We start from the raw sequence: 19,398 nt of genomic DNA, 5'->3' as shown, positions 1-19,398 counted from the left end.
GGCTCTGCCCCCCTTGAGCCTGCGGCTCAATTCCCCCCCGGAGTATTTTCAGCCTGGTGATGAGGCTAGAGGAGCCCGGCAAGGCCGCGGGTCGCGGTGACCGCTGCCGTGACGCCCAGCAGGGCGGTGGCGGCGGTGCGGTAGCCGCCTTCGCCCAGTTTCTCGAAGGCGCGGCCTCCGGCCCAGGTGCCGATCAGCAGCGCCGGGAAGGCGATCAGGGCCTGGGTGAAGGTTTCCGCATGTAGCCGGCCGGTCAGCCAGAGGCCCGGCATGGCGATCAGCGAGGTCAGGAAGAAGAAGACCATGAGCGAGGCGCGGGTCTGTTTCGCCGGGGTTTCCGTGCCCAGGAAGTAGGCGATGGCGGGCGGGCCGGGCATGGCCGCCAGCCCCGAGAAGAGCCCCGAGGCGAAGCCCGCGCCAATGGCCGGGCCGGGGCCCGGCGGCAGGCGGGTCTTCAGGATCAGCGCGGCGAGGCCGATGCCGACGATCCCCGCCAGCACCAGCCGCATGACATCCGCCGGCAGCAGCGTCAGCCCCCAGATGCCCAGTGGCGTGCCGATCAGCGCGCCCGCGCCCATCAGGCCAAGCGCTCGGAATTGCACCAGTTTCCGCATCAGCGCCAGGTCGCGCAGACCCACCATGCATTGCAGCAGGATGGCGATGGTCACCGCCTGCGCCGGGTCCAGGAAGAGACTGAGCGCGGGCACCGCCGCCAGGGCGAAGCCGAAGCCCGTCAGCCCGCGCAGCACCGCCGCCGCGAAGACGGCGGTGCAGATAAGCGTGATCTGATCCATCAGTCGAAGTTCAGAACGATGGTTTTCGACCGGGTGAAATGTGCCAGCATGGCCTCCAGCGAGGCCTCCTTGCCCAGCCCCGAGCGCCCGAAGCCGCCGTAGGAGACATTGGGCTGGATGGTCAGGTTCTGGTTCACCTGCACGTAGCCCGCGTTGAGTCGCGCCGTGCTGTCGAGCGCGGTGGACAGAGAGGTCGTCCAGACCGAGGCCGCGAGGCCGTAGTGGGTGTCATTGGCCTTGGCCATCACCTCTTCGTAGTCGGTCCAGGCCTCCAGATAGGCGACGGGGCCGAAGATTTCCTGCTGGATGCAGGGGTGATCGGCGGGCAGGTCCATCAGCAGCGTGGGCTGCAGGAAGAGATCGGGCGAGAGGTCAGTGCCCTCGGGCAGCTGGCCGAAGCGCAACACGCGGGCGCCGGGGGTCTCTTCCGCCTTGGCGACGAAATCGCGGATCACCTTTGCCTGCTTGGCGTTGATGATGGTGCCGACGTCGGTGGACTCGTCCAGCGGGTCGCCGATCTTCAGCTTCTCCAGTGCCTCGGTCAGCTGGGACAGGAAGGGCTCCATCAGGTCGGCGTGGACGTAGATGCGGCTGGCGGCGGTGCAGCTTTGCCCCTGGCGGGTGAAGCGCATGCCCGAGATGGCCCCGGAGACAGCCTTGCCCAGATCCGCATCGGCGCAGACGATCATCGGGGATTTGCCGCCGAGTTCCAGGCTGACCGGGATGATTTTCTTGGCGGCGGCTTCATAGACGGCCTGGCCGACGGCCTCGGAGCCGGTGAAGGTGATCTTGGCGACCTTCGGGTGGGCGCAGAGCGGTGCGCCGCAGGCCGGGCCGGTGCCGTTGATCACGTTCACCGTGCCTTCGGGCAGGATCCGGGCGATCAGGTCGACCATGGCGAAGGTGGCGAAGGGGGCCTCTTCGGAGGCTTTCACCACCACGGTGTTGCCCGCCACCAGCGCCGGGGCGATCTTCAGCATCATCAGCACCAGCGGCACGTTCCAGGGCAGGATGGCGCCGACCACGCCGAGCGGTTCGCGGATGGTGGTGGTCAGCGAGCGGGGGTGGAAGGGCACCGTCTCGCCCTTCAGCTCGGAGCCGAGGCCGGCGTAGAAGTCCAGGATGTCGATAGCGGTGGCGACTTCACCGCGGCATTCGGTGCGGATGGCCTTGCCGGTCTCGCGGGCCAGGACCTGGGCGATGACCTCGGCGTTGGCGCTCAGCGCGCGGGCGGCTTCGGCGACCAGCTTGCCACGGGCGCGGGCCGGGGTCTGCGACCAGGCGGTGAAGGCGGCGGCGGCGACCTCGATGGCGACGGCGGTCTCGGCTTCGTCCGAGGCGGCGGCCAGGCCGATCTGCGCGCCGGTGGCGGGGTTCATCACCGGCAGGGTCGCCGCAGCAGGGACCTTCGCGCCGCCGACCAGGTTGACGCCTTCATAGGTGGCGATCAGGGCTTCGGGGGAGTGGGGAAGGACAGGCGTGGTCATTGTTGTTCTCCTTGGCGCCTCGGGCGCATGGGTCGCAATTGGGGGAGGGGCCGCCTCGGAGGAGATGCGGCCGGTCGGCGCGAACCTAGGAGGATCGGGGCGGGGCCGATAGGGCCAGAATCGCGCTTTGATGTGGCCAGATCAGCGCAGGCTGTCGGCAGCGCGTCCCAGCTCTGCCAGGCCGTCGTCGATCCGCGCTTCGTCGATATGAGAGATCCCGAGGCGCAGGAAGCGCCCGGCCTGTTCTTCGGGGACGAAGGCGTCACCGGATTCGATCAGTACCCCGCGCCGGGCGGCTTCCGTGATCAGGGCGCGGCCGTCCAGGCCCTCGGGGCATTCCAGCCAGAGCGAGGTGCCGCCCGAGGTCTCGGGGTGACGGAAGCCCGGCAGGTAGCGGGCGCAGGCGGCCAGCACCTCGGCGTGGCGGCGCATGAGGGCCTCGCGCAGGCGGCGTTGCAGGGCCAGGTAGTGGCCTTCGGCCAGGAAGATCCCGGCGGTGCGCTGGTTGTTCAGCGGGGCAGAGCGGTGGATGAGGCGACGCAGCCAGCGGGCCTCGGCCACCAGCGCCGGGTCGGCGACGAGGAAGCCAAGCCGCACGCCCGGCGCCAGGATCTTCGACAGCGTGCCCAGGTAGGCGACCCGGCCCGAGCGGTCGAGCCCGCGCAGGGTGGTGGTGCCTGGCGCGGCGGTGGCGCCTTCGTAATCGTCCTCGATCAGCAGGATGTCGTCGCGGGCGGCGCGGTCCAGCACCTCGGCCTGGCGGGCGGGGGACATGGTGACCATGGTGGGGCTCTGGAAGCCCGGTGTCAGCACGGCCAGGTCCATGGCCCCCTCCAGCCTTGCCCCTTCGCCGTCCACCGACAGGTCGCGGATCGCGGCGCCCGAGAGCTGCATGATGTGGCGGCTGTCGGGATAGCCGGGGCGCTCGCAGCCCACGGTGGTGCCGGGCCCGGCCAGCAGGCGGGCCAGCAGGTAGAGCCCCTCCTGCGCGCCGAGCGTCACGAGGATCTCGTCGCTGCGGGCGTAGATCCCGCGCTGGGGCAGGATCTGGCTGCGAATCTGCTCGACCAGCAGGGGGTCGTCCTCGTCGGCGCGGTCGGCGGTCCACCAGTCGATGGCCGAGCGGCCAAGCGCATCGCGGGAACAGCTGCGCCAGGTGTTGATCGGAAACAGGCTGGGATCGACCTGCCCCGAGATGAAGGGATAGCGGTAATCCTGCCAGTTCGAGGGCTTCTGCAGGTGGCGCAGGCGCGAGGGGCGCTGGTTCAGGCGGGTGTCCCAGTCGGGCCCGTCGCCGGGGCGGGGGCGCGGCGCGGTGCCGGGTTCGGCGGGCAGGTCGCGGGCGACGAAGACGCCCAGCCGGGGCCGCGATTCCAGGTAGCCGCGCGCCACCAGGTCCTCGTAGACCGCCGTCACCGTGTTGCGGGCAATGCCGAGCTGCCCGGCCAGCTGCCGCGAGGCGGGCATCTTCTGGCCCAGTTGCATCTGGCCCGAGTGAATCGCATCCACGATGCCCCGCCGCAGCTGCGACTGGATCGGCTCTGAGCCGTGACGGGAGATGAAATTCAGCATGGTTCGTGGTCTACTGGCGGGGTCCGGGGCCGCAGGATAGCCCCTTGGCTGCCGAATGTCGCGGCACCGGGGCGGGTGATCCGGCGGAAATCGGGCGAAAACGCCTCTGGCCCCATGGAAGTCCGCCCGCTGGACCTGTCCCAACACCGGTCAGATGGTCTTTTAGGGCGCAGAACCCCTCAGGGAGAAGAACATGTACGATAACGATCTCAGCGATGTCGTGGCCGCCGACAAGGCCCACGTCTGGCACCACCTGACCCAGCATAAGCCCTTCGAGACCTCCGATCCCCGCGTGATCGTCGAGGGCAAGGGCATCCATGTCTGGGATGCCAAGGGCACCCGCTACCTGGACGCCGTCTCGGGCGGGGTCTGGACGGTCAATGTCGGCTATGGCCGCGAAAGCATCGCCGATGCGGTGCGCGAGCAGCTGGTGAAGCTGAACTACTTCGCCGGTTCCGCGGGCTCGATCCCCGGTGCGAAGTTCTCGGAAAAGCTGATCGAGAAGATGCCGGGCCTGAGCCGCGTCTACTATTGCAACTCGGGCTCCGAGGCGAACGAGAAGGCCTTCAAGATGGTCCGCCAGATCGCGCACAAGCGCTTTGGCGGCAAGAAGACCAAGATCCTGTTCCGCGAGCGCGACTACCACGGCACCACCATTGCCGCCCTGTCGGCCTGCGGTCAGCCCGAGCGCCACATGCAGTACGGCCCGCTGACCCCCGGCTTCGTCGAGGTCCCGCATTGCCTTGAGTACCGCAAGCAGTGGGATGTCGAGGACTACGGCCAGCGCGCCGCCGATGCCATTGAAGAGGTCATCCTGCGCGAAGGCCCCGAGACCGTCGGTGCCATCTGCCTGGAACCCGTCACCGCCGGCGGTGGCGTTATCACCCCGCCCAAGGGCTACTGGGAGCGCGTGCAGGAGATCTGCAAGAAGTACGAAGTGCTGCTGCACATCGACGAGGTCGTCTGCGGCGTCGGCCGGACCGGCACCTGGTTCGGCTATCAGCACTATGGCATCAAGCCCGATTTCGTCACCATGGCGAAGGGTGTGGCCTCGGGCTATGCCGCCATCGCCTGCCTTGTCACGACCGAAGAGGTCTTCGACATGTTCAAGGACGATGCCAGCGACCCGCTGAACTACTTCCGCGATATCTCCACCTTCGGCGGCTGCACCGCTGGTCCGGCGGCGGCCCTGGCCAACATGGAGATCATCGAGAACGAAGGTCTGCTGGAGAACACCACCCAGATGGGTGAGTACTGCCTGACCAAGCTCGAAGAGCTGATGGAGAAGCACAAGGTCGTGGGCGACGTGCGCGGCAAGGGCCTGTTCCTGGGTGCCGAGCTGGTGGCCGACCGTGCCACCAAGGAACCCGTGGCCGAGAAGCTGGCCCAGCAGGTGGTGGCCGAATGTGGCGCCCAGGGCGTGATGATCGGTGTCACCAACCGCTCGCTGCCCGGCTTCAACAACACGCTCTGCCTCAGCCCCGCGCTGATCGCGACGAAGGACAATATCGACGAGATCACCGGCGCCATGGACGTGGCCCTGACTCGCGTCTTCGGCTGATCGGTCCCTCTTCCCCGGCCGGCCCCTGGCCCCGGCTCCCGACATCGGGCGCCGGGGTTTTTTCGTCCGGCCCGGTCCTGCGTCGCCGCATCGGTCGGCTGGCCGTGGCCGGGGGACCTTGCGGGGCGTTTCTGGAAGGGTGCCCTGGGGCTTGGGCAACAAAAAACCCCCGGAAACCAGAGGTTTCACGGGGGCTTGTTTGTGGTGCCCAGGAGAGGACTCGAACCTCCACACCCTTGCGAGTACTAGCACCTGAAGCTAGCGCGTCTACCAATTCCGCCACCTGGGCCGGTGTCGTGGAGGGCGATATATGGGTCAGCCCGGAGAGTGTCAACGAGGTTTTTTCGTATTTTCCGAAACTCCGTAGCGCAAAGCTGCCAAGCGCCTTGCTCACAAGGAAAAGCGGGGCTAGGAACAGGAAGAATTCGATCAGCCGGAGGTCTTCCATGCCCAATTCGAAGCTTGTCACCATTTTCGGCGGGTCGGGATTCGTCGGCCGTTATATCGCCCGGCGCATGGCGCAGCAGGGCTGGCGCGTGCGTGTGGCCTGCCGTCGGCCCGGCGAAGCGGGTTTCGTGCGCACCTATGGGGTCGTCGGCCAGGTCGAGCCGATCTTCTGCAACATCCGCGATGACGATTCGGTGCGTGCCGCCACCCGCGGCTCGGACGTGGTCGTGAACTGCGTCGGCACCTTCGCCGCCAAGGGCAAGAACAACTTCGAGGCCGTTCAGGCCGAGGGCGCGGGGCGCATCGCCCGTATCGCCGCCGAAGAAGCCGTGGCCGGCATGGTGCATGTCTCGGCCATCGGGGCGGATGCCGAGAGCGAAAGCCTCTATGCGCAGAGCAAGGCCGCCGGTGAAGAGGCCGTTCTGGACGCCATGCCCGGCGCCGTGATCCTGCGCCCCTCGGTGATCTTCGGGACCGAAGACGCGTTCTTCAACCGTTTCGCCAACATGGCCAAGATGAGCCCGATCCTGCCGCTCTTCGGTGCCGGCTCCAAATTCCAGCCGGTCTGGGTGGATGATGTGGCCGCCGCTGCCGAGAAGGCCGTGCTGGGCCAGGCCGATGCCGGCGTCTACGAGCTGGGCGGGCCCGAGGTCGACACCTTCTCCGGTTGGGTCAAGACCATGCTGGGCATCGTGCAGCGCCGCCGCCTGATCATGGGCCTACCCTTCGTGGTCGGCCAGTTCATGGCCTGGTGCCTGGATCTGGCGCAGACGCTCAGCCTTGGCCTGTTCAACAACAGCGTTCTGACCCGTGACCAGGTGCGTCAGCTGCGCTCGGACAATGTGGTTGCCGAAGGCGCCAGGGGCTTTGCCGACCTGGGCCTCGAGCCCGTCGCGCCGGAAGCGGTGATGCCCGACTACCTCTGGCCGCACCGCCCCTCGGGCCAATACGCGGCCATCAAGGCCTCGGCGGCGAATCTCAAGAACTGAGAGCGCCCCGCCTGACAGTGAAAGCCCGGCCATTGGCCGGGCTTTTTCTTTGGCTGATCGGGAAGGTGGATGCCGATCCACCTTCAGGCGCCAGTTTCTTCAGGCGTAGGCCCACCACAGCAGGAAGGCTCCCAGCAGGACCCGATAGATCACGTAGGGCGTGAAGCTGACTGACTTCAGAAGCCGCATCATCAGCACCAGGGCCAGCAGCGCCGACAGGAACGAGAAGAAGGCCGCGATGGTGCCGTCGATCGCCGCCCTGGCATCCGCCGTGGCGATGACCTCGCCCGAGAGATAGGCCGCCGAGGCCAGGATCATCGGAATCGACATCAGCATCGAGATCTTCGCCGCCGCCTGGCGGTCGAAGCCGCCGAAGAGCGCGCCGGTGATGCAGATGCCCGACCGCGAGGTGCCGGGAATCAGCGCCACCGCCTGCCAGAGGCCCAGCACCAGCGCATCGCGCAGGGTCCAGTCCTTGGCGGCGCGGCCGCTGTCTCCGCGCCGGTCGGCGATAAAGAGCACCACGCCGAAAATCAGCATGGTCCAGCCGATCACCGCGACCGAGCGCAGCTTGTCGTCGATGCCGGTGATGGCAAGGAAGAGCCCGAAGAGCACGCCGGGAATCGTCGCAATGATCAGCAGGAAGGCCATTCGCGCGCCGGGCGTATCGGTCTTTCCGCGCAGGAGACGTGGAATGCCGCCGAGGGCCTCTCTCACATCGTCCCAGAAATATAGCACAACGGCGCCAAGAGTGCCGACATGAACGGCAACATCGATCACCTGGCCCTGATCCTGCATGCCGGTCAGGCCGGGCAGGAGAATCAGGTGACCTGAGGAAGAAATCGGAAGAAACTCGGTAATACCCTGAATAATCGCGAGAAGAAGTAGCTGAAAGAGGGGCATGTGAAATCCTGGAGGAGAAAGCGTGCCTGAAGGATTAACCCTTTGGGAGTCAGAGGGAAGCACGTTAATTGTTCCGAACCGGACCTAATAAACCGAAGAAAAATGCACTTGGGGCCTCGGGGTGGTGTGAAAGCTGGGATATAGGTCACTACTTCTGACTTTTATTCCTGAAACACCTGCTGTAGAAGGCGCCCCACAAGGTAGCGACAATCGAAACGAGGAGTTGGCCGTGGCGAAGCAACCGATGCTGAAATTCGTGAACGTCGACCGGGACATGCCCGAGAAGCGCGATGCGAAGGTCCGCTCGCATGATTTCGACGAAATCTATGCCGAATATGCTGCCGCCAAGGCTGAAGAGCAGGCGAGCCGCTGCAGCCAGTGTGGCGTGCCCTACTGTCAGAGCCATTGCCCGCTGCACAACAACATCCCCGACTGGCTGCGCCTGACCGCGACCAACCGGCTGGAAGAGGCCTACGCGGTGTCGCAGGCCACCAATACCTTCCCCGAGATCTGTGGCCGCATCTGCCCGCAGGACCGCCTCTGCGAAGGCAATTGCGTCATCGAGCAGTCGGGTCACGGCACCGTCACCATCGGCGCCGTCGAGAAGTACATCACCGATACCGCCTGGGAGAACGGCTGGGTCAAGCCCGTCGTCCCCGATGTCGAGCGCGAGGAGAGCGTTGCGATCATCGGCGCCGGCCCCGGTGGCCTGGCGGCCGCCGACATGCTGCGCCGCGCCGGTGTGCAGGTCACGGTCTACGACCGTTACGACCGCGCCGGTGGCCTGCTGACCTACGGCATTCCCGGCTTCAAGCTGGAAAAGGACGTGGTCATGCGCCGCGTCGCCCAGCTCGAGGCCTCGGGCGTCGAATTCGTGCTGAACTGCAACGTCGGCGAGGATATCTCCTTCGACGCGATCCGCGGCAAGCATGACGCCGTGCTGATTGCCACCGGCGTTTACAAGACCCGCGACCTCACCGGCCCCAATGCGGGTGCCGAGGGCATCGTGCGCGCCATCGACTATCTGACCTGCTCCAACAAGGTCTCCTTCGGTGACGAAGTTGCCGAATACGAGAGCGGCGAGCTGAACGCCAAGGGCAAGAAGGTCGTCGTGGTCGGCGGTGGTGACACCGCGATGGACTGCGTCCGCACCGCGATCCGCCAGGGCGCCGAGAGCGTGAAGTGCCTCTACCGCCGCGACCGCAAGAACATGCCGGGCTCGCAGCGCGAAGTGCAGAACGCCGAGGAAGAAGGCGTGGAATTCGTCTGGCTGTCCAACCCCGTCGGTTTCACCACCGGCGTGATCGAGCCCGAGGGCGCCGGTGCCGGTGCCGGTCGTGTTCGCCAGGCCATGGTGCAGAAGATGCGCCTGGGCCAGCCCGACGCCTCGGGCCGTCAGAGCCCCGAGGTGATCGAGGGCAGCGACTATGCCGAAGAGGCCGACCTGGTGATCAAGGCCCTGGGCTTCGAGCCCGAGGATCTGCCCGCCCTCTGGGATACCGAGGGCCTGGAAGTGACCCGCTGGGGCACCGTGCGCGCCGACTTCGGCTCGGGCCGGACCTCTCTGGACCGGGTCTATGCCGTCGGCGACATCGTGCGCGGTGCCTCGCTGGTGGTCTGGGCGATCCGGGACGGGCGCGATTGCGCCGCCGCGATCCTCGAGGATCTGGATGCCCCCGCCGCGGTGGCCGCGGAATAAGCAGAACCATGGCGCGCCGGCCCGCCCCGGCGCGCGTCAGCAGGCAGCAGAGGATGGCCCCGGCGTCCGGGGAGGTGACATGGCCGATGAACTCGACATCTCCGTTGTATCCGACAGCGATCAGCTGAAGGTCTGGCTGTACCGTGGCACCAGCAAGCGTCTCGTGCTGTCCTTCTGGGACAGCGAAGAGGGCGGGGCGCCGCTGGCGGCCTTCGCCCATGCCGCCAGCCATGGTGGTCGCGACAACGTGCTTTTCTTCGCCGATCCCGGTGATACTTGGCTCAACGGCGAGCGCCTGGTGGAAGAGATCGTCGAATGGGCCATCGCCTATCGCCGCGAATGCGAGGCGCAGAGCGTGATGGCCCTCGGCCAGGGGATGGGTGGCTTCATGGCGCTCGCCATGCCCGCCTATATCGAGATCGACGTGGCGCTGGCGCTGAGCCCGCTCTACGCCATCCCGACCCGCGCCATCCCCGAGGGCCAGAGCCTGGAAGACCTGCGCCTGCACAACCTCGGCGAGGTCATGGGGCAGCATGCCGATTACTACCTCATCCACGGCGAAGCGCCGGGTGAGGCCGCCCACCTGGAAAGCTTCCCGGTGGCGCCGAACATTCATCAATATGTCCTGCCGACCGGCACCAACACGGTGCCCGAGCTGCTGGACGAGGCCGGACTGACCGGAGAGGTGCTGGAACGCGCCTTCCTCAACCAGGCCCGCAAGCTGCGGCTCGCCCTGGAACCGCTTGGCGTCTACCGCCGTGAAGATGTGCTGCCCGAAGGTGGCGAAACCGAAACAGCCGGAGAGCAGGGCTGAGGCCCGCTCTTCCCCGCAAAAACCCGCCACTTCGGCAAAGGGAGACCTGATCATGACCAAGTACGATGCAGACTGGGTGCGCGCCGAGGAAGCCAAGCGCAAGTGGATGGAAGAGAACGGCCTGTTCCGCGAGGAGCATGAGCATTCCTCCTGCGGCGTTGGCCTCGTCGTGTCCATCGACGGCAAGCCCTCGCGCAAGGTCGTCGAGGCGGGCATCACCGCGCTGAAGGCGATCTGGCACCGTGGTGCCGTGGACGCCGACGGCAAGACCGGCGACGGCGCGGGCATCCACGTGCAGATCCCCGTTCCCTTCTTCTACGACCAGATCAAGCGCACCGGCCACGAGCCCCGCAAGGATGAGCTGATGGCCGTCGGCCAGGTCTTCCTGCCGCGCACCGACCACGGTGCCCAGGAAACCTGCCGGACGATCGTCGAATCCGAAGTCCTGAAGATGGGCTACTACATCTACGGCTGGCGTCACGTGCCCGTGGACATCGACTGCCTGGGCGAGAAGGCCAATGCCACCCGCCCCGAGATCGAGCAGATCCTGATCTCGAACATCAAGGGCGTCGACGAAGACACCTTCGAGCGCGAGCTCTACGTGATCCGCCGCCGGATCGAGAAGGCCGCCGCCGCGGCAGGCATCAACGAGCTCTACCTGGCGTCGCTCAGCTGCCGGTCGATCATCTACAAGGGCATGATGCTGGCCGAGCAGGTCGCCGTCTTCTACCCGGACCTGATGGACGAGCGCTTCGAATCGACCTTCGCGCTCTATCACCAGCGCTATTCCACCAACACCTTCCCCCAGTGGTGGCTGGCCCAGCCCTTCCGCATGCTGGCCCACAACGGCGAGATCAACACGCTGAAGGGCAACGTCAACTGGATGAAGAGCCACGAGATCCGCATGGCCTCGGGCGCCTTCGGCGACCTGGCCGAGGATATCAAGCCGATCATCCCCGGTGGGTCCTCGGACTCTGCCGCGCTGGATGCGGTTTTCGAGGTGCTGGTGCGTGCCGGTCGCTCGGCGCCCATGGCCAAGACCATGCTGGTGCCCGAAAGCTGGTCCAAGCAGGCCGAAGAGCTGCCCGAAGCCTGGCGCGACATGTATTCCTACTGCAACTCGGTGATGGAGCCCTGGGACGGTCCCGCCGCCCTGGCCATGACCGATGGTCGCTGGGTCTGCGCCGGCACCGACCGTAACGGTCTTCGCCCGATGCGCTACGTCGTCACGGGCGACGGCCTGCTGATCGCCGGTTCCGAGGCGGGCATGGTGCCGACCAACGAAGGTACCGTCCGCGAGAAGGGTGCGCTTGGACCGGGTCAGCTGCTGGCCGTGGATACCCGCGAGGGCAAGCTCTATCACGACGTCGAAATCAAGGACAAACTGGCCGCCGGTCAGCCCTTCGGCGAATGGGTCGGCAAGATCTCCGAGCTGGACGAGGTCCTGGACCAGGTCGAGGAAAAGCCCCTCTTCGAGGGTGCCGAGCTGCGCAAGCGCCAGATCGCGGCCGGCTATTCGGTCGAAGAGCTGGAAACCATGCTGGCGCCCATGGCCGAAGACGGCAAGGAGGCCCTGGCCTCGATGGGCGATGACACGCCCTCTGCCGTGCTGTCGAACAAGTACCGCCCGCTGAGCCACTTCTTCCGCCAGAACTTTAGCCAGGTGACCAACCCGCCGATCGACTCCCTGCGCGAATTCCGCGTGATGAGCCTGAAGACCCGCTTCGGCAACCTGAAGAACGTGCTGGACGAAAGCAGCGCCCAGACCGAGATCCTGGTGCTGGATACGCCCTTCGTCGGCAACGCCCAGTTCACCGAGCTGCAGAAGCACTTCAACGCCGAGATGGTCGAGATCGACTGTACCTTCCCGGCCACCGGCGAGCGCGGCGCGCTGCGCGAGGCGCTGAACCGTATCCGCCAGGAAGCCGAGGACGCCGTGCGCTCCGGCGGCGGTCACATCATCCTGACCGATCAGCACCAGGGCCCCGACAAGGTGGCCATGCCGATGATCCTTGCGACCTCTGCGGTGCACTCCTGGCTGACCCAGAAGGGCCTGCGGACGTTCTGCTCCATCGGTGTGCGCTCTGCCGAATGCGTCGACCCGCATTACTTCGCCGTGCTGATCGCCTCGGGCGCGACCATCGTGAACGCCTACCTGGCCGAGGATTCCATTGCCGACCGCATCAAGCGCGGCCTGCTGGATGGCACCCTGACCGAGAACATGAAGCGCTACCGTGACGCCATCGACCAGGGTCTGCTGAAGATCATGGCAAAGATGGGCATCTCGGTGATCAGCTCCTACCGCGGTGGTCTGAACTTCGAGGCCGTCGGCCTGTCGCGCGCCATGTGCGCCGAATTCTTCCCCGGCATGCTGTCGCGGATCTCGGGTATCGGCATCTACGGTATCCAGAAGAAGGTCGAAGACGTCCACGCCCTTGGCTGGAAAGGCACGCAGGACGTGCTGCCCATCGGTGGTTTCTACAAGTCCCGCAAGTCGGGCGAGACCCACGCCTGGGAAGCCCAGACCATGCACATGCTGCAGGCCGCCTGCGACCGTGCCAGCTACGAGATCTGGAAGCAGTATTCCGCCCGGATGCAAGCGAACCCGCCGATCCACCTGCGCGACCTGCTGGCGATCAAGCCCTTGGGCAAGTCGATCCCCATCGAGGAAGTCGAATCGATCACCTCGATCCGCAAGCGCTTCGTCACCCCCGGCATGTCCCTCGGCGCCCTGTCGCCCGAGGCGCACAAGCTGCTGAACGTCGCCATGAACCGTATCGGCGCCAAGTCCGACTCGGGCGAGGGCGGTGAAGATCCGGCACACTTCGTGCCCGAGCCCAATGGCGACAACCCCTCTGCCAAGATCAAGCAGGTGGCCTCGGGTCGTTTCGGCGTCACCGCCGAATACCTGAACCAGTGTGAAGAGCTCGAGATCAAGGTGGCCCAGGGCGCCAAGCCCGGCGAGGGCGGCCAGCTGCCCGGCATGAAGGTCACCGACTTGATCGCCCGTCTGCGCCACTCGACCAAGGGCGTGACGCTGATCTCGCCGCCGCCGCACCACGATATCTACTCGATCGAGGATCTGGCGCAGTTGATCTACGACCTGAAGCAGATCAACCCCACCGTGAAGGTGACGGTGAAGCTGGTGTCGTCTTCCGGCGTCGGCACGATTGCGGCGGGTGTGGCCAAGGCCAAGGCCGACGTGATCCTGATCTCGGGCCACAACGGCGGCACGGGGGCCTCTCCGGCGACCTCGATCAAGTTCGCGGGTCTGCCGTGGGAGATGGGTCTGACCGAAGCCCACCAGGTTCTGGCGATGAACAAGCTGCGCGAGCGTGTGACGCTGCGCACCGACGGCGGTCTGCGCACCGGCCGTGATATCGTCATGGCCGCCATGATGGGCGCCGAGGAATACGGTATCGGCACCGCCGCCCTGATCGCCATGGGCTGCATCATGGTGCGTCAGTGCCAGTCCAACACCTGCCCGGTCGGCGTCTGTACCCAGGACCCGAGCCTGCGCGCCAAGTTCACCGGCACGGCGGACAAGGTGGTGAACCTCATCACCTTCTACGCCCAGGAAGTGCGCGAGATCCTGGCCGAGATCGGCGCGAAGTCCCTGGATGACGTGATCGGCCGCGCCGATCTGCTGCACCAGGTGTCGCGCGGTGCCGAGCACCTCGACGATCTCGACCTGAACCCGCTGCTGATCACCGTCGATGGCGCCAAGGACATCCACTACGACCGTCTGAAGCCGCGCAACGCGGTGCCGGACACGCTGGATGCGGAAATCGTCCGCGACGCGGCGCGCTTCCTCAAGGACGGCGAGAAGATGCAGCTGTCCTACGCGGTGCAGAACACGCACCGGACAGTGGGCACGCGCACGTCCAGCCACATCGTCCGGGCCTTCGGCATGCGCAACGCGCTGCAGCCCGACCACCTGACGGTCAAGCTTGAAGGCTCTGCCGGTCAGTCCCTGGGCGCCTTCGCGGCCCCCGGTCTGAAGATCGAGGTCTCGGGCGAGGCGAACGACTACGTGGGCAAGGGCCTCTCGGGCGGCACCGTGGTGGTGCGTCCCTCGATGCAGTCGCCCCTGGTCGCCTCCGAGAACACCATCATCGGCAACACGGTGCTTTACGGCGCAACCGACGGCTATCTCTTTGCCGCCGGCCGCGCGGGCGAGCGTTTCGCGGTCCGCAACTCCGGCGCCAAGGTGGTGATCGAGGGCTGTGGCTCGAACGGTTGCGAGTACATGACCGGCGGTATCGCGGTGATCCTCGGCTCCATCGGGCCGAACTTCGGCGCGGGCATGACCGGAGGCATGGCGTATCTCTACGACCCCGAGGGTCGCGCCCAGACGCTGATGAACATGGAGACCCTGGTGACCTGCCCGGTGACCGTGGATCACTGGGAGCAGCAGCTGAAAGGCCTGATCGAGCGTCACCATGCTGAAACCGGCTCGCGCAAGGCCGGGGACATCCTTCAGCACTGGGACATGGAGAAGGGCAACTTCCTGCAGATCTGCCCGAAAGAGATGCTGGTGCACCTGTCGCATCCGCTCTCGAACAAGGAAGCTGCTGTTCCGGCTGAATAATTCCAGCCAGTAGAAGCCAAGATCCCGCTTTCAAGAGGGGCCCGCACCGTCGGGCCCCTCTTTGCGTTTTGGGGACGATTTCAGGCTTTCAAGCGGCGGATTTCGGCTAGTTTTGAACTTGTAAGTCTATTTGTTCAGTCTGGAATGAATTATGAAAATACATAAAAATCAGATACTTAGTTTGATCTGTATGTTTTCCTGAAAACTGTCGGGCCATTTTGCGATGTTTGATGTGCATGGATGCACTTCACTCTGCCCGAGGCGACCCCTATCTTCATTCCATCAGACGACGCCGCAAACGAAACAAGCCGGCGCCGACAACTCAAGAAGTGGATTTAGAAATGAAAACCCTCAAAGCCTTCGGCATCGCAACCCTGATCGCCGCCTCCGCCACCACCGCCGCCTTCGCAAGCGATGACGCAGCCGAGCAAACCCCCTTCGTCTATGGCGCAGCTGAAAACGCCGCTCCGACCGTGGTCCGCGTGAACCGCGGCACCGAAGACGCCGCTCGTCAGACCCCCTTCGTCTACGAAGAAGCCTCCAACGCGACCTCGCGCGGCGACACTTCGGTCCTGAACTCCTTCTTCGTCTCCGATGAGGACGACGCGGCTGCTCAGACCCCCTTCGTCTATGCCGAGTAATCGGACCCTCCGGAGCGGGCTGACCACTCGGTTCAGATCCCCGTCGGCCAGGCCGGCCAGCCCGACCCGGATGAAACGACCTCCTCCCCTCTGGTCGTAGAAAGGGGCTCTTCCCTCCCCGGGGAAGAGCCCCTTTCGCATTTTCACGCAGATGTCAGAAGATCAGGCCGGTTTTCTGCCGCTGCCCGCCGCTGCGGCAGCCCTGCGCCCCCCTCTCCTCCATTCAAGTTGAACGCTTTTCCTGCACCGCCTTGGCACGTATATCGGGACGGTGGCACGCAAGGCGAAACCCAAGAGCAGCACCCGCAAGCGCGGCAAAGGCAAGGCGGCATCCCGGCGCCCGGCCCGCAGCCTGCTGCGCCGTGCCGTTCACAACCTGGCCCGCGCCTTTCTCGGCGTGGTGGCGGTGGTGATCTTCGTCATCGCCCTGCACGGTTTCCTGCGGCCCTGGCCCGGTCTCTACATGACCAGAGAGCACCTGCGACTCGATGAGATCCAGCGCCAGTGGGTGCCGATGGACAAGATCGCCCCGGTGATGGCGCGCTCGGTCGTGGCGGCGGAGGATGCGAATTTCTGCCTGCACTGGGGCGTCGACATGACCGCCCTGCGCGAGGCCATCTCGGAGGGCGGCAATCGCGGTGGCTCGACCCTGACCCAGCAGGTGGTGAAGAACGTCTACCTCTGGCACGGGCGCACCTATACCCGGAAGGCGCTGGAGGCCCTGCTGACCCCCCTGGTCGAGCTCTTCTGGTCGAAGCGCCGCATCCTGGAGGTTTACATGAACGTCGCGGAGTTCGATGAGGGCGTCTTCGGTGTCGAAGCGGCGGCGCAGCATTACTTCGGCGTCTCCGCCGAGGCGCTCTCGGACCAGCAGGCGGCGCGGCTGGCCTCGGTGCTGCCCTCGCCCAAGTCGCGGTCGGCCAGCAAGCCCACGGAATATCTGCAGCGCCGCTCGGCGGCAATCCGCGATGGTGCGGCGACCATCGACCGGGACGGGCGCGCGGCCTGTTTCCAGAGTTGAACTTCACGTCCCGGCGCGGCAAGACGGGTCAGGTAAGAGGATGTTGTCGATGATTTCTGCCGAGCTTTACCACGTTCCCCTGTCCCCCTTCTGCCGCAAGGTCCGCCTGTCGCTGGCCGAGAAGAAGGTCGAAGTGAAGCTGATCGAAGAGCGCTACTGGGAGAAGGACCCCGACTTCCTGCGCCGCAATCCCGCCGGCAAGGTGCCGGTGCTGAAGCTGGACGGCCATGCGCTGGCCGAGAGCGCCGCGATCTGCGAGTACCTCGAAGAGCTTTACCCCGAGCCCGCGCTGATGCCCTCTGACCCGCTGACCCGGCACGAGGTGCGCCGCCTGGTGATGTGGTTCGACGACAAGTTCCACCACGAGGTGACCTCGAAACTGCTCTACGAGCGGGTGAACAAGAAGATCACCGGGCAGGGTTTCCCCAATTCCACCAATGTCATGGCCGGTCTTCGGGCGATCAAGTTCCACCTCGATTACATGGGCTGGCTGCTGGATCACCGCCGCTGGCTGGCGGGCGACCGCATGACCCTGGCCGATTTCGCCGCCGCCGCGCACCTGTCCTCGCTCGACTACATCTCGGACGTAGACTGGGATCGCGCACCGGGGGTGAAGGACTGGTATGCCAAGATCAAGTCCCGGCCTGCCTTCCGGTCGATCCTGATGGACCAGGTGCCGGGCTTCCCGCCGCCGGCCCACTACGCCGACCTGGATTTCTGATCTGCGCGCAAGACGGGCCGCCGATGGCCCTTGCCGGTGTTTTCTGGCAGAACGGTGCCCATGACGATGCCCGGCGACACCCTTGTCGAAACGCTGAAACGGCAGGCCCTGGCCGAGGGCTTTTCCGCCGTGCGCATCTGCGCGCCCGAGGCGGTGCCGCAGGTGGCCGGGCGGCTGCAGGCCTTTCTCGAGGCGGGTTTCCACGGCCAGATGCAGTGGATGGAAGAGCGCAGCCACTGGCGCGGCGACCCGGCGCAGCTCTGGCCCGAGGCGCAGAGTATCATCATGCTGGCCGAGAACTACGGACCCGACCATGATCCGCTGGCGGTGCTGGAGCAACCCGACCGGGCGGGTATCTCGGTCTATGCGCAGAACAAGGACTACCACGATGTGGTCAAGAAGCGCCTGAAGCGGCTGGCGCGCTGGCTCATCGCCGAGGCCGGGCCCCAGGAGGATGGCGCGGCGGCGCAGGTGAAGGTCTTCGTCGATACCGCGCCGGTGCCGGAAAAGGCCCTGGGCCAGGCCGCCGGGCTGGGCTGGCAGGGCAAGCACACCAACCTGGTCAGCCGCGAGCTGGGCAGCTGGTTCTTCCTGGGCGCCATCTTCACCACGCTGGAGCTGCCGCGCGACGCGCCGGAGGTCGACCATTGCGGCCAGTGCCGCCGCTGCCTGGATGCCTGCCCGACCGATGCCTTCCCCGCGCCCTACCAGCTTGATGCGCGGCGCTGCATTTCCTACCTGACGATCGAGCACAAGGGCCCGGTGCCCGAAGAGCTGCGCCCGGCGCTCGGCAATCGGATCTACGGCTGCGATGACTGCCTTGCGGTCTGTCCCTGGAACAAGTTCGCCCGCCGCGCATCAGAGGTGAAGTACCACGCCCGCGACGACCTGAACGCCCCCGCGCTGGCAGAGCTGGCGGGGCTTGATGATGCGGCGTTCCGGGCGCGGTTCTCGGGGTCTCCGATCAAGCGCATCGGACGGGACCGTTTCCTGCGCAACGTGGCCTATGCCATCGGCAACTCGGGCCGGGCCGATCTGCGCACGGCGGTGGCGCCGCTGGCCGAGGACCCCGATCCGACCCTGGCCGAGGCGGCCCGCTGGGCCCTCGACCGGCTGCCCTCCGCATGAGATCACACCCGGAAGCGAGCTCCGGGTGTGATCGTGATCTTGGTCCGTGAGTGGGGCAGCGTCGCGCCTCAGGCGCGGTCGTCGACGATCAGCCAGAGGCTGCCATCGGTCTTGCGGTAGAAGCCCACCACATCCTGGGGCCACCAGCCTTCACCGACCAGCCAGGAGGCCAGCGGACGGTTCGAGGCCACGCGCTGGCGCAGGTTGGCGATCCAGCCCTGCGACTGAGAGATCTTCCAGTCGAACCATTGCAGGTCGATCTCGCGGCGGCGCTGCAGCTGGGTCACCGTCACCAGGCCGAAGGCCGAGGGCGGGGCCGTGGCGACCACAGAGGTGCTGGTATCGGCAAAGGCGAAGGTATTTCCACCGGTGGTGTTCGTCGTGGTGGTGCTGGTCGTGGTGCCCTGCGCGGTGGTGGTGCCCGTGCCGGAGCCACCGGAACCCGAGCCGCCGTTGGTGGTCACGCCCAGATCGGCGCCCAGATCGGCAATCGACTGGCTCAGGACATCTGCATCGACCTCTGCGTCGACGCCCAGCCCATCATCGCCACCGACACCGGCCACGACATCGGCATCAGCGGTAACGCCGTCACCGCCGCCCAGACCGGCGCCGATGTCGGCATCCGCAGTGACGCCGTCACTGCCACCGAGCCCGGCATTCAGGTCTGCGTCGGCGTTCACGCCATCGTCGCCGCCGATACCGAGGCCGACGTCGGCATCCGCGTTCACCCCGTCATCTCCGCCCAGACCGAGGTCCAGGTCGACGTCTGCCTGGACGCCGTCATCCAGCCCCAGATCAACGTCCAATCCAATGTCTGCCTGCGCCGCGGCGGGGGCCATAAGGGCGAGTACGGCGGTAGTAAGTGCTGCTTTCTTAATAAATGTACCAGTCATGAGCTACTTCCTCCATCAGCTCGTTGGGGCCGGAATAATGTCCGGGCCTTGCATGGAAGAAACGTGAGAGACGCAGAGGCGGTTGCAACCAGGGGGAGAGTTGGCGAATTTTCGCTCCTGTCGAGAGGGTCAAATTT

At 66.0% G+C, this 19,398-nt stretch carries 14 protein-coding genes and 1 tRNA gene; 9 read left to right on the top strand and 6 right to left on the bottom strand.

Annotation, left to right across the window (positions count from 1 at the left end; genetic code table 11):
• Positions 1 to 65: 65 nt before the first annotated feature.
• The 3 genes from CRO50_RS02080 to CRO50_RS02070 form a co-directional block, all read right to left on the bottom strand.
• Positions 66 to 794: a sulfite exporter TauE/SafE family protein gene (locus CRO50_RS02080; protein WP_097144207.1), complete on the bottom strand. Its 729-nt coding sequence runs from the start codon at positions 792 to 794 to the stop codon at positions 66 to 68.
• Positions 794 to 2,281, bottom strand: coding sequence for an aldehyde dehydrogenase family protein (locus CRO50_RS02075; protein ID WP_097144206.1), 1,488 nt, complete (start codon positions 2,279 to 2,281; stop codon positions 794 to 796). Before CRO50_RS02075 ends, CRO50_RS02080 begins: the two co-directional genes overlap by 1 nt.
• Before the next feature lie 141 nt (positions 2,282 to 2,422).
• Complete coding sequence (locus CRO50_RS02070; RefSeq protein WP_097144205.1) at positions 2,423 to 3,853, bottom strand: aminotransferase-like domain-containing protein; 1,431 nt, start codon at positions 3,851 to 3,853, stop codon at positions 2,423 to 2,425.
• A 193-nt stretch (positions 3,854 to 4,046) separates the two neighbouring features.
• On the opposite strand from CRO50_RS02070, the gene CRO50_RS02065 reads away from it, so the two are divergent.
• The gene (locus CRO50_RS02065; RefSeq protein WP_097144204.1) at positions 4,047 to 5,414 is read left to right on the top strand and encodes an aminotransferase family protein; all 1,368 of its coding nucleotides are present in this window, start codon (positions 4,047 to 4,049) and stop codon (positions 5,412 to 5,414) included.
• A 202-nt stretch (positions 5,415 to 5,616) separates the two neighbouring features.
• Here the strand turns inward: CRO50_RS02065 and CRO50_RS02060 are convergent.
• A tRNA-Leu gene (locus CRO50_RS02060) sits at positions 5,617 to 5,703 on the bottom strand.
• A 157-nt stretch (positions 5,704 to 5,860) separates the two neighbouring features.
• Between CRO50_RS02060 and CRO50_RS02055 the strand changes: the two genes are divergently transcribed.
• Positions 5,861 to 6,850: a complex I NDUFA9 subunit family protein gene (locus CRO50_RS02055; protein ID WP_097144203.1), complete on the top strand. Its 990-nt coding sequence runs from the start codon at positions 5,861 to 5,863 to the stop codon at positions 6,848 to 6,850.
• 99 nt (positions 6,851 to 6,949) lie between these two features.
• Here CRO50_RS02055 and CRO50_RS02050 read toward each other — a convergent pair whose 3' ends face one another.
• Entirely contained in the window at positions 6,950 to 7,753 is an 804-nt protein-coding gene (locus CRO50_RS02050) for an undecaprenyl-diphosphate phosphatase (RefSeq protein ID WP_097144202.1), read from the bottom strand.
• A 229-nt stretch (positions 7,754 to 7,982) separates the two neighbouring features.
• Here CRO50_RS02050 and CRO50_RS02045 point away from each other — a divergent pair, with 229 nt between their 5' ends.
• From CRO50_RS02045 to queG, 7 genes are all read left to right on the top strand, one after another.
• Positions 7,983 to 9,452, top strand: coding sequence for an NAD(P)-dependent oxidoreductase (locus tag CRO50_RS02045; RefSeq protein WP_097144201.1), 1,470 nt, complete (start codon positions 7,983 to 7,985; stop codon positions 9,450 to 9,452).
• 79 nt (positions 9,453 to 9,531) lie between these two features.
• Positions 9,532 to 10,266, top strand: coding sequence for a hypothetical protein (locus CRO50_RS02040; RefSeq protein ID WP_097144200.1), 735 nt, complete (start codon positions 9,532 to 9,534; stop codon positions 10,264 to 10,266).
• Positions 10,267 to 10,318: 52 nt separating this feature from the next.
• A complete protein-coding gene (gene gltB, locus CRO50_RS02035) occupies positions 10,319 to 14,857 on the top strand; it encodes a glutamate synthase large subunit (protein ID WP_097144199.1) in 4,539 nt (1,512 codons plus the stop codon).
• A 341-nt stretch (positions 14,858 to 15,198) separates the two neighbouring features.
• Positions 15,199 to 15,498, top strand: coding sequence for a hypothetical protein (locus CRO50_RS02030; RefSeq protein ID WP_097144198.1), 300 nt, complete (start codon positions 15,199 to 15,201; stop codon positions 15,496 to 15,498).
• 271 nt (positions 15,499 to 15,769) lie between these two features.
• Positions 15,770 to 16,519, top strand: coding sequence for a monofunctional biosynthetic peptidoglycan transglycosylase (mtgA, locus tag CRO50_RS02025; RefSeq protein ID WP_097144197.1), 750 nt, complete (start codon positions 15,770 to 15,772; stop codon positions 16,517 to 16,519).
• 49 nt (positions 16,520 to 16,568) lie between these two features.
• Positions 16,569 to 17,240: an FtsZ-binding protein FzlA gene (gene fzlA, locus CRO50_RS02020; protein WP_097144196.1), complete on the top strand. Its 672-nt coding sequence runs from the start codon at positions 16,569 to 16,571 to the stop codon at positions 17,238 to 17,240.
• Positions 17,241 to 17,300: 60 nt separating this feature from the next.
• Entirely contained in the window at positions 17,301 to 18,368 is a 1,068-nt protein-coding gene (queG, locus tag CRO50_RS02015; protein WP_416061093.1) for a tRNA epoxyqueuosine(34) reductase QueG, read from the top strand.
• Positions 18,369 to 18,436: 68 nt separating this feature from the next.
• Here the strand turns inward: queG and CRO50_RS02010 are convergent, their stop codons facing one another.
• Positions 18,437 to 19,174: a hypothetical protein gene (locus CRO50_RS02010; protein ID WP_143516838.1), complete on the bottom strand. Its 738-nt coding sequence runs from the start codon at positions 19,172 to 19,174 to the stop codon at positions 18,437 to 18,439.
• Positions 19,175 to 19,398 lie beyond the last annotated feature (224 nt).

The sequence above is a fragment of the Pseudooceanicola antarcticus genome, from assembly GCF_900215355.1.
In the GTDB taxonomy this organism is placed as follows: Bacteria; Pseudomonadota; Alphaproteobacteria; order Rhodobacterales; family Rhodobacteraceae; genus Pseudooceanicola; species Pseudooceanicola antarcticus.
The sequence above is the reverse complement of the archived record's forward strand: the minus strand, read 5'-3'. Positions and strand labels throughout refer to the sequence as shown.

Coding starts and splice junctions, on each gene's coding strand:
- CRO50_RS02080 (WP_097144207.1), bottom strand. CDS start 794: ATGGATCAGATCACGCTTATCTGCACCGCCGTCTTCGCGGCGGCGGTG.
- gltB (WP_097144199.1), top strand. CDS start 10,319: ATGACCAAGTACGATGCAGACTGGGTGCGCGCCGAGGAAGCCAAGCGC.
- CRO50_RS02075 (WP_097144206.1), bottom strand. CDS start 2,281: ATGACCACGCCTGTCCTTCCCCACTCCCCCGAAGCCCTGATCGCCACC.
- CRO50_RS02030 (WP_097144198.1), top strand. CDS start 15,199: ATGAAAACCCTCAAAGCCTTCGGCATCGCAACCCTGATCGCCGCCTCC.
- CRO50_RS02065 (WP_097144204.1), top strand. CDS start 4,047: ATGTACGATAACGATCTCAGCGATGTCGTGGCCGCCGACAAGGCCCAC.
- CRO50_RS02050 (WP_097144202.1), bottom strand. CDS start 7,753: ATGCCCCTCTTTCAGCTACTTCTTCTCGCGATTATTCAGGGTATTACC.
- CRO50_RS02055 (WP_097144203.1), top strand. CDS start 5,861: ATGCCCAATTCGAAGCTTGTCACCATTTTCGGCGGGTCGGGATTCGTC.
- fzlA (WP_097144196.1), top strand. CDS start 16,569: ATGATTTCTGCCGAGCTTTACCACGTTCCCCTGTCCCCCTTCTGCCGC.
- CRO50_RS02040 (WP_097144200.1), top strand. CDS start 9,532: ATGGCCGATGAACTCGACATCTCCGTTGTATCCGACAGCGATCAGCTG.
- CRO50_RS02070 (WP_097144205.1), bottom strand. CDS start 3,853: ATGCTGAATTTCATCTCCCGTCACGGCTCAGAGCCGATCCAGTCGCAG.
- queG (WP_416061093.1), top strand. CDS start 17,301: ATGACGATGCCCGGCGACACCCTTGTCGAAACGCTGAAACGGCAGGCC.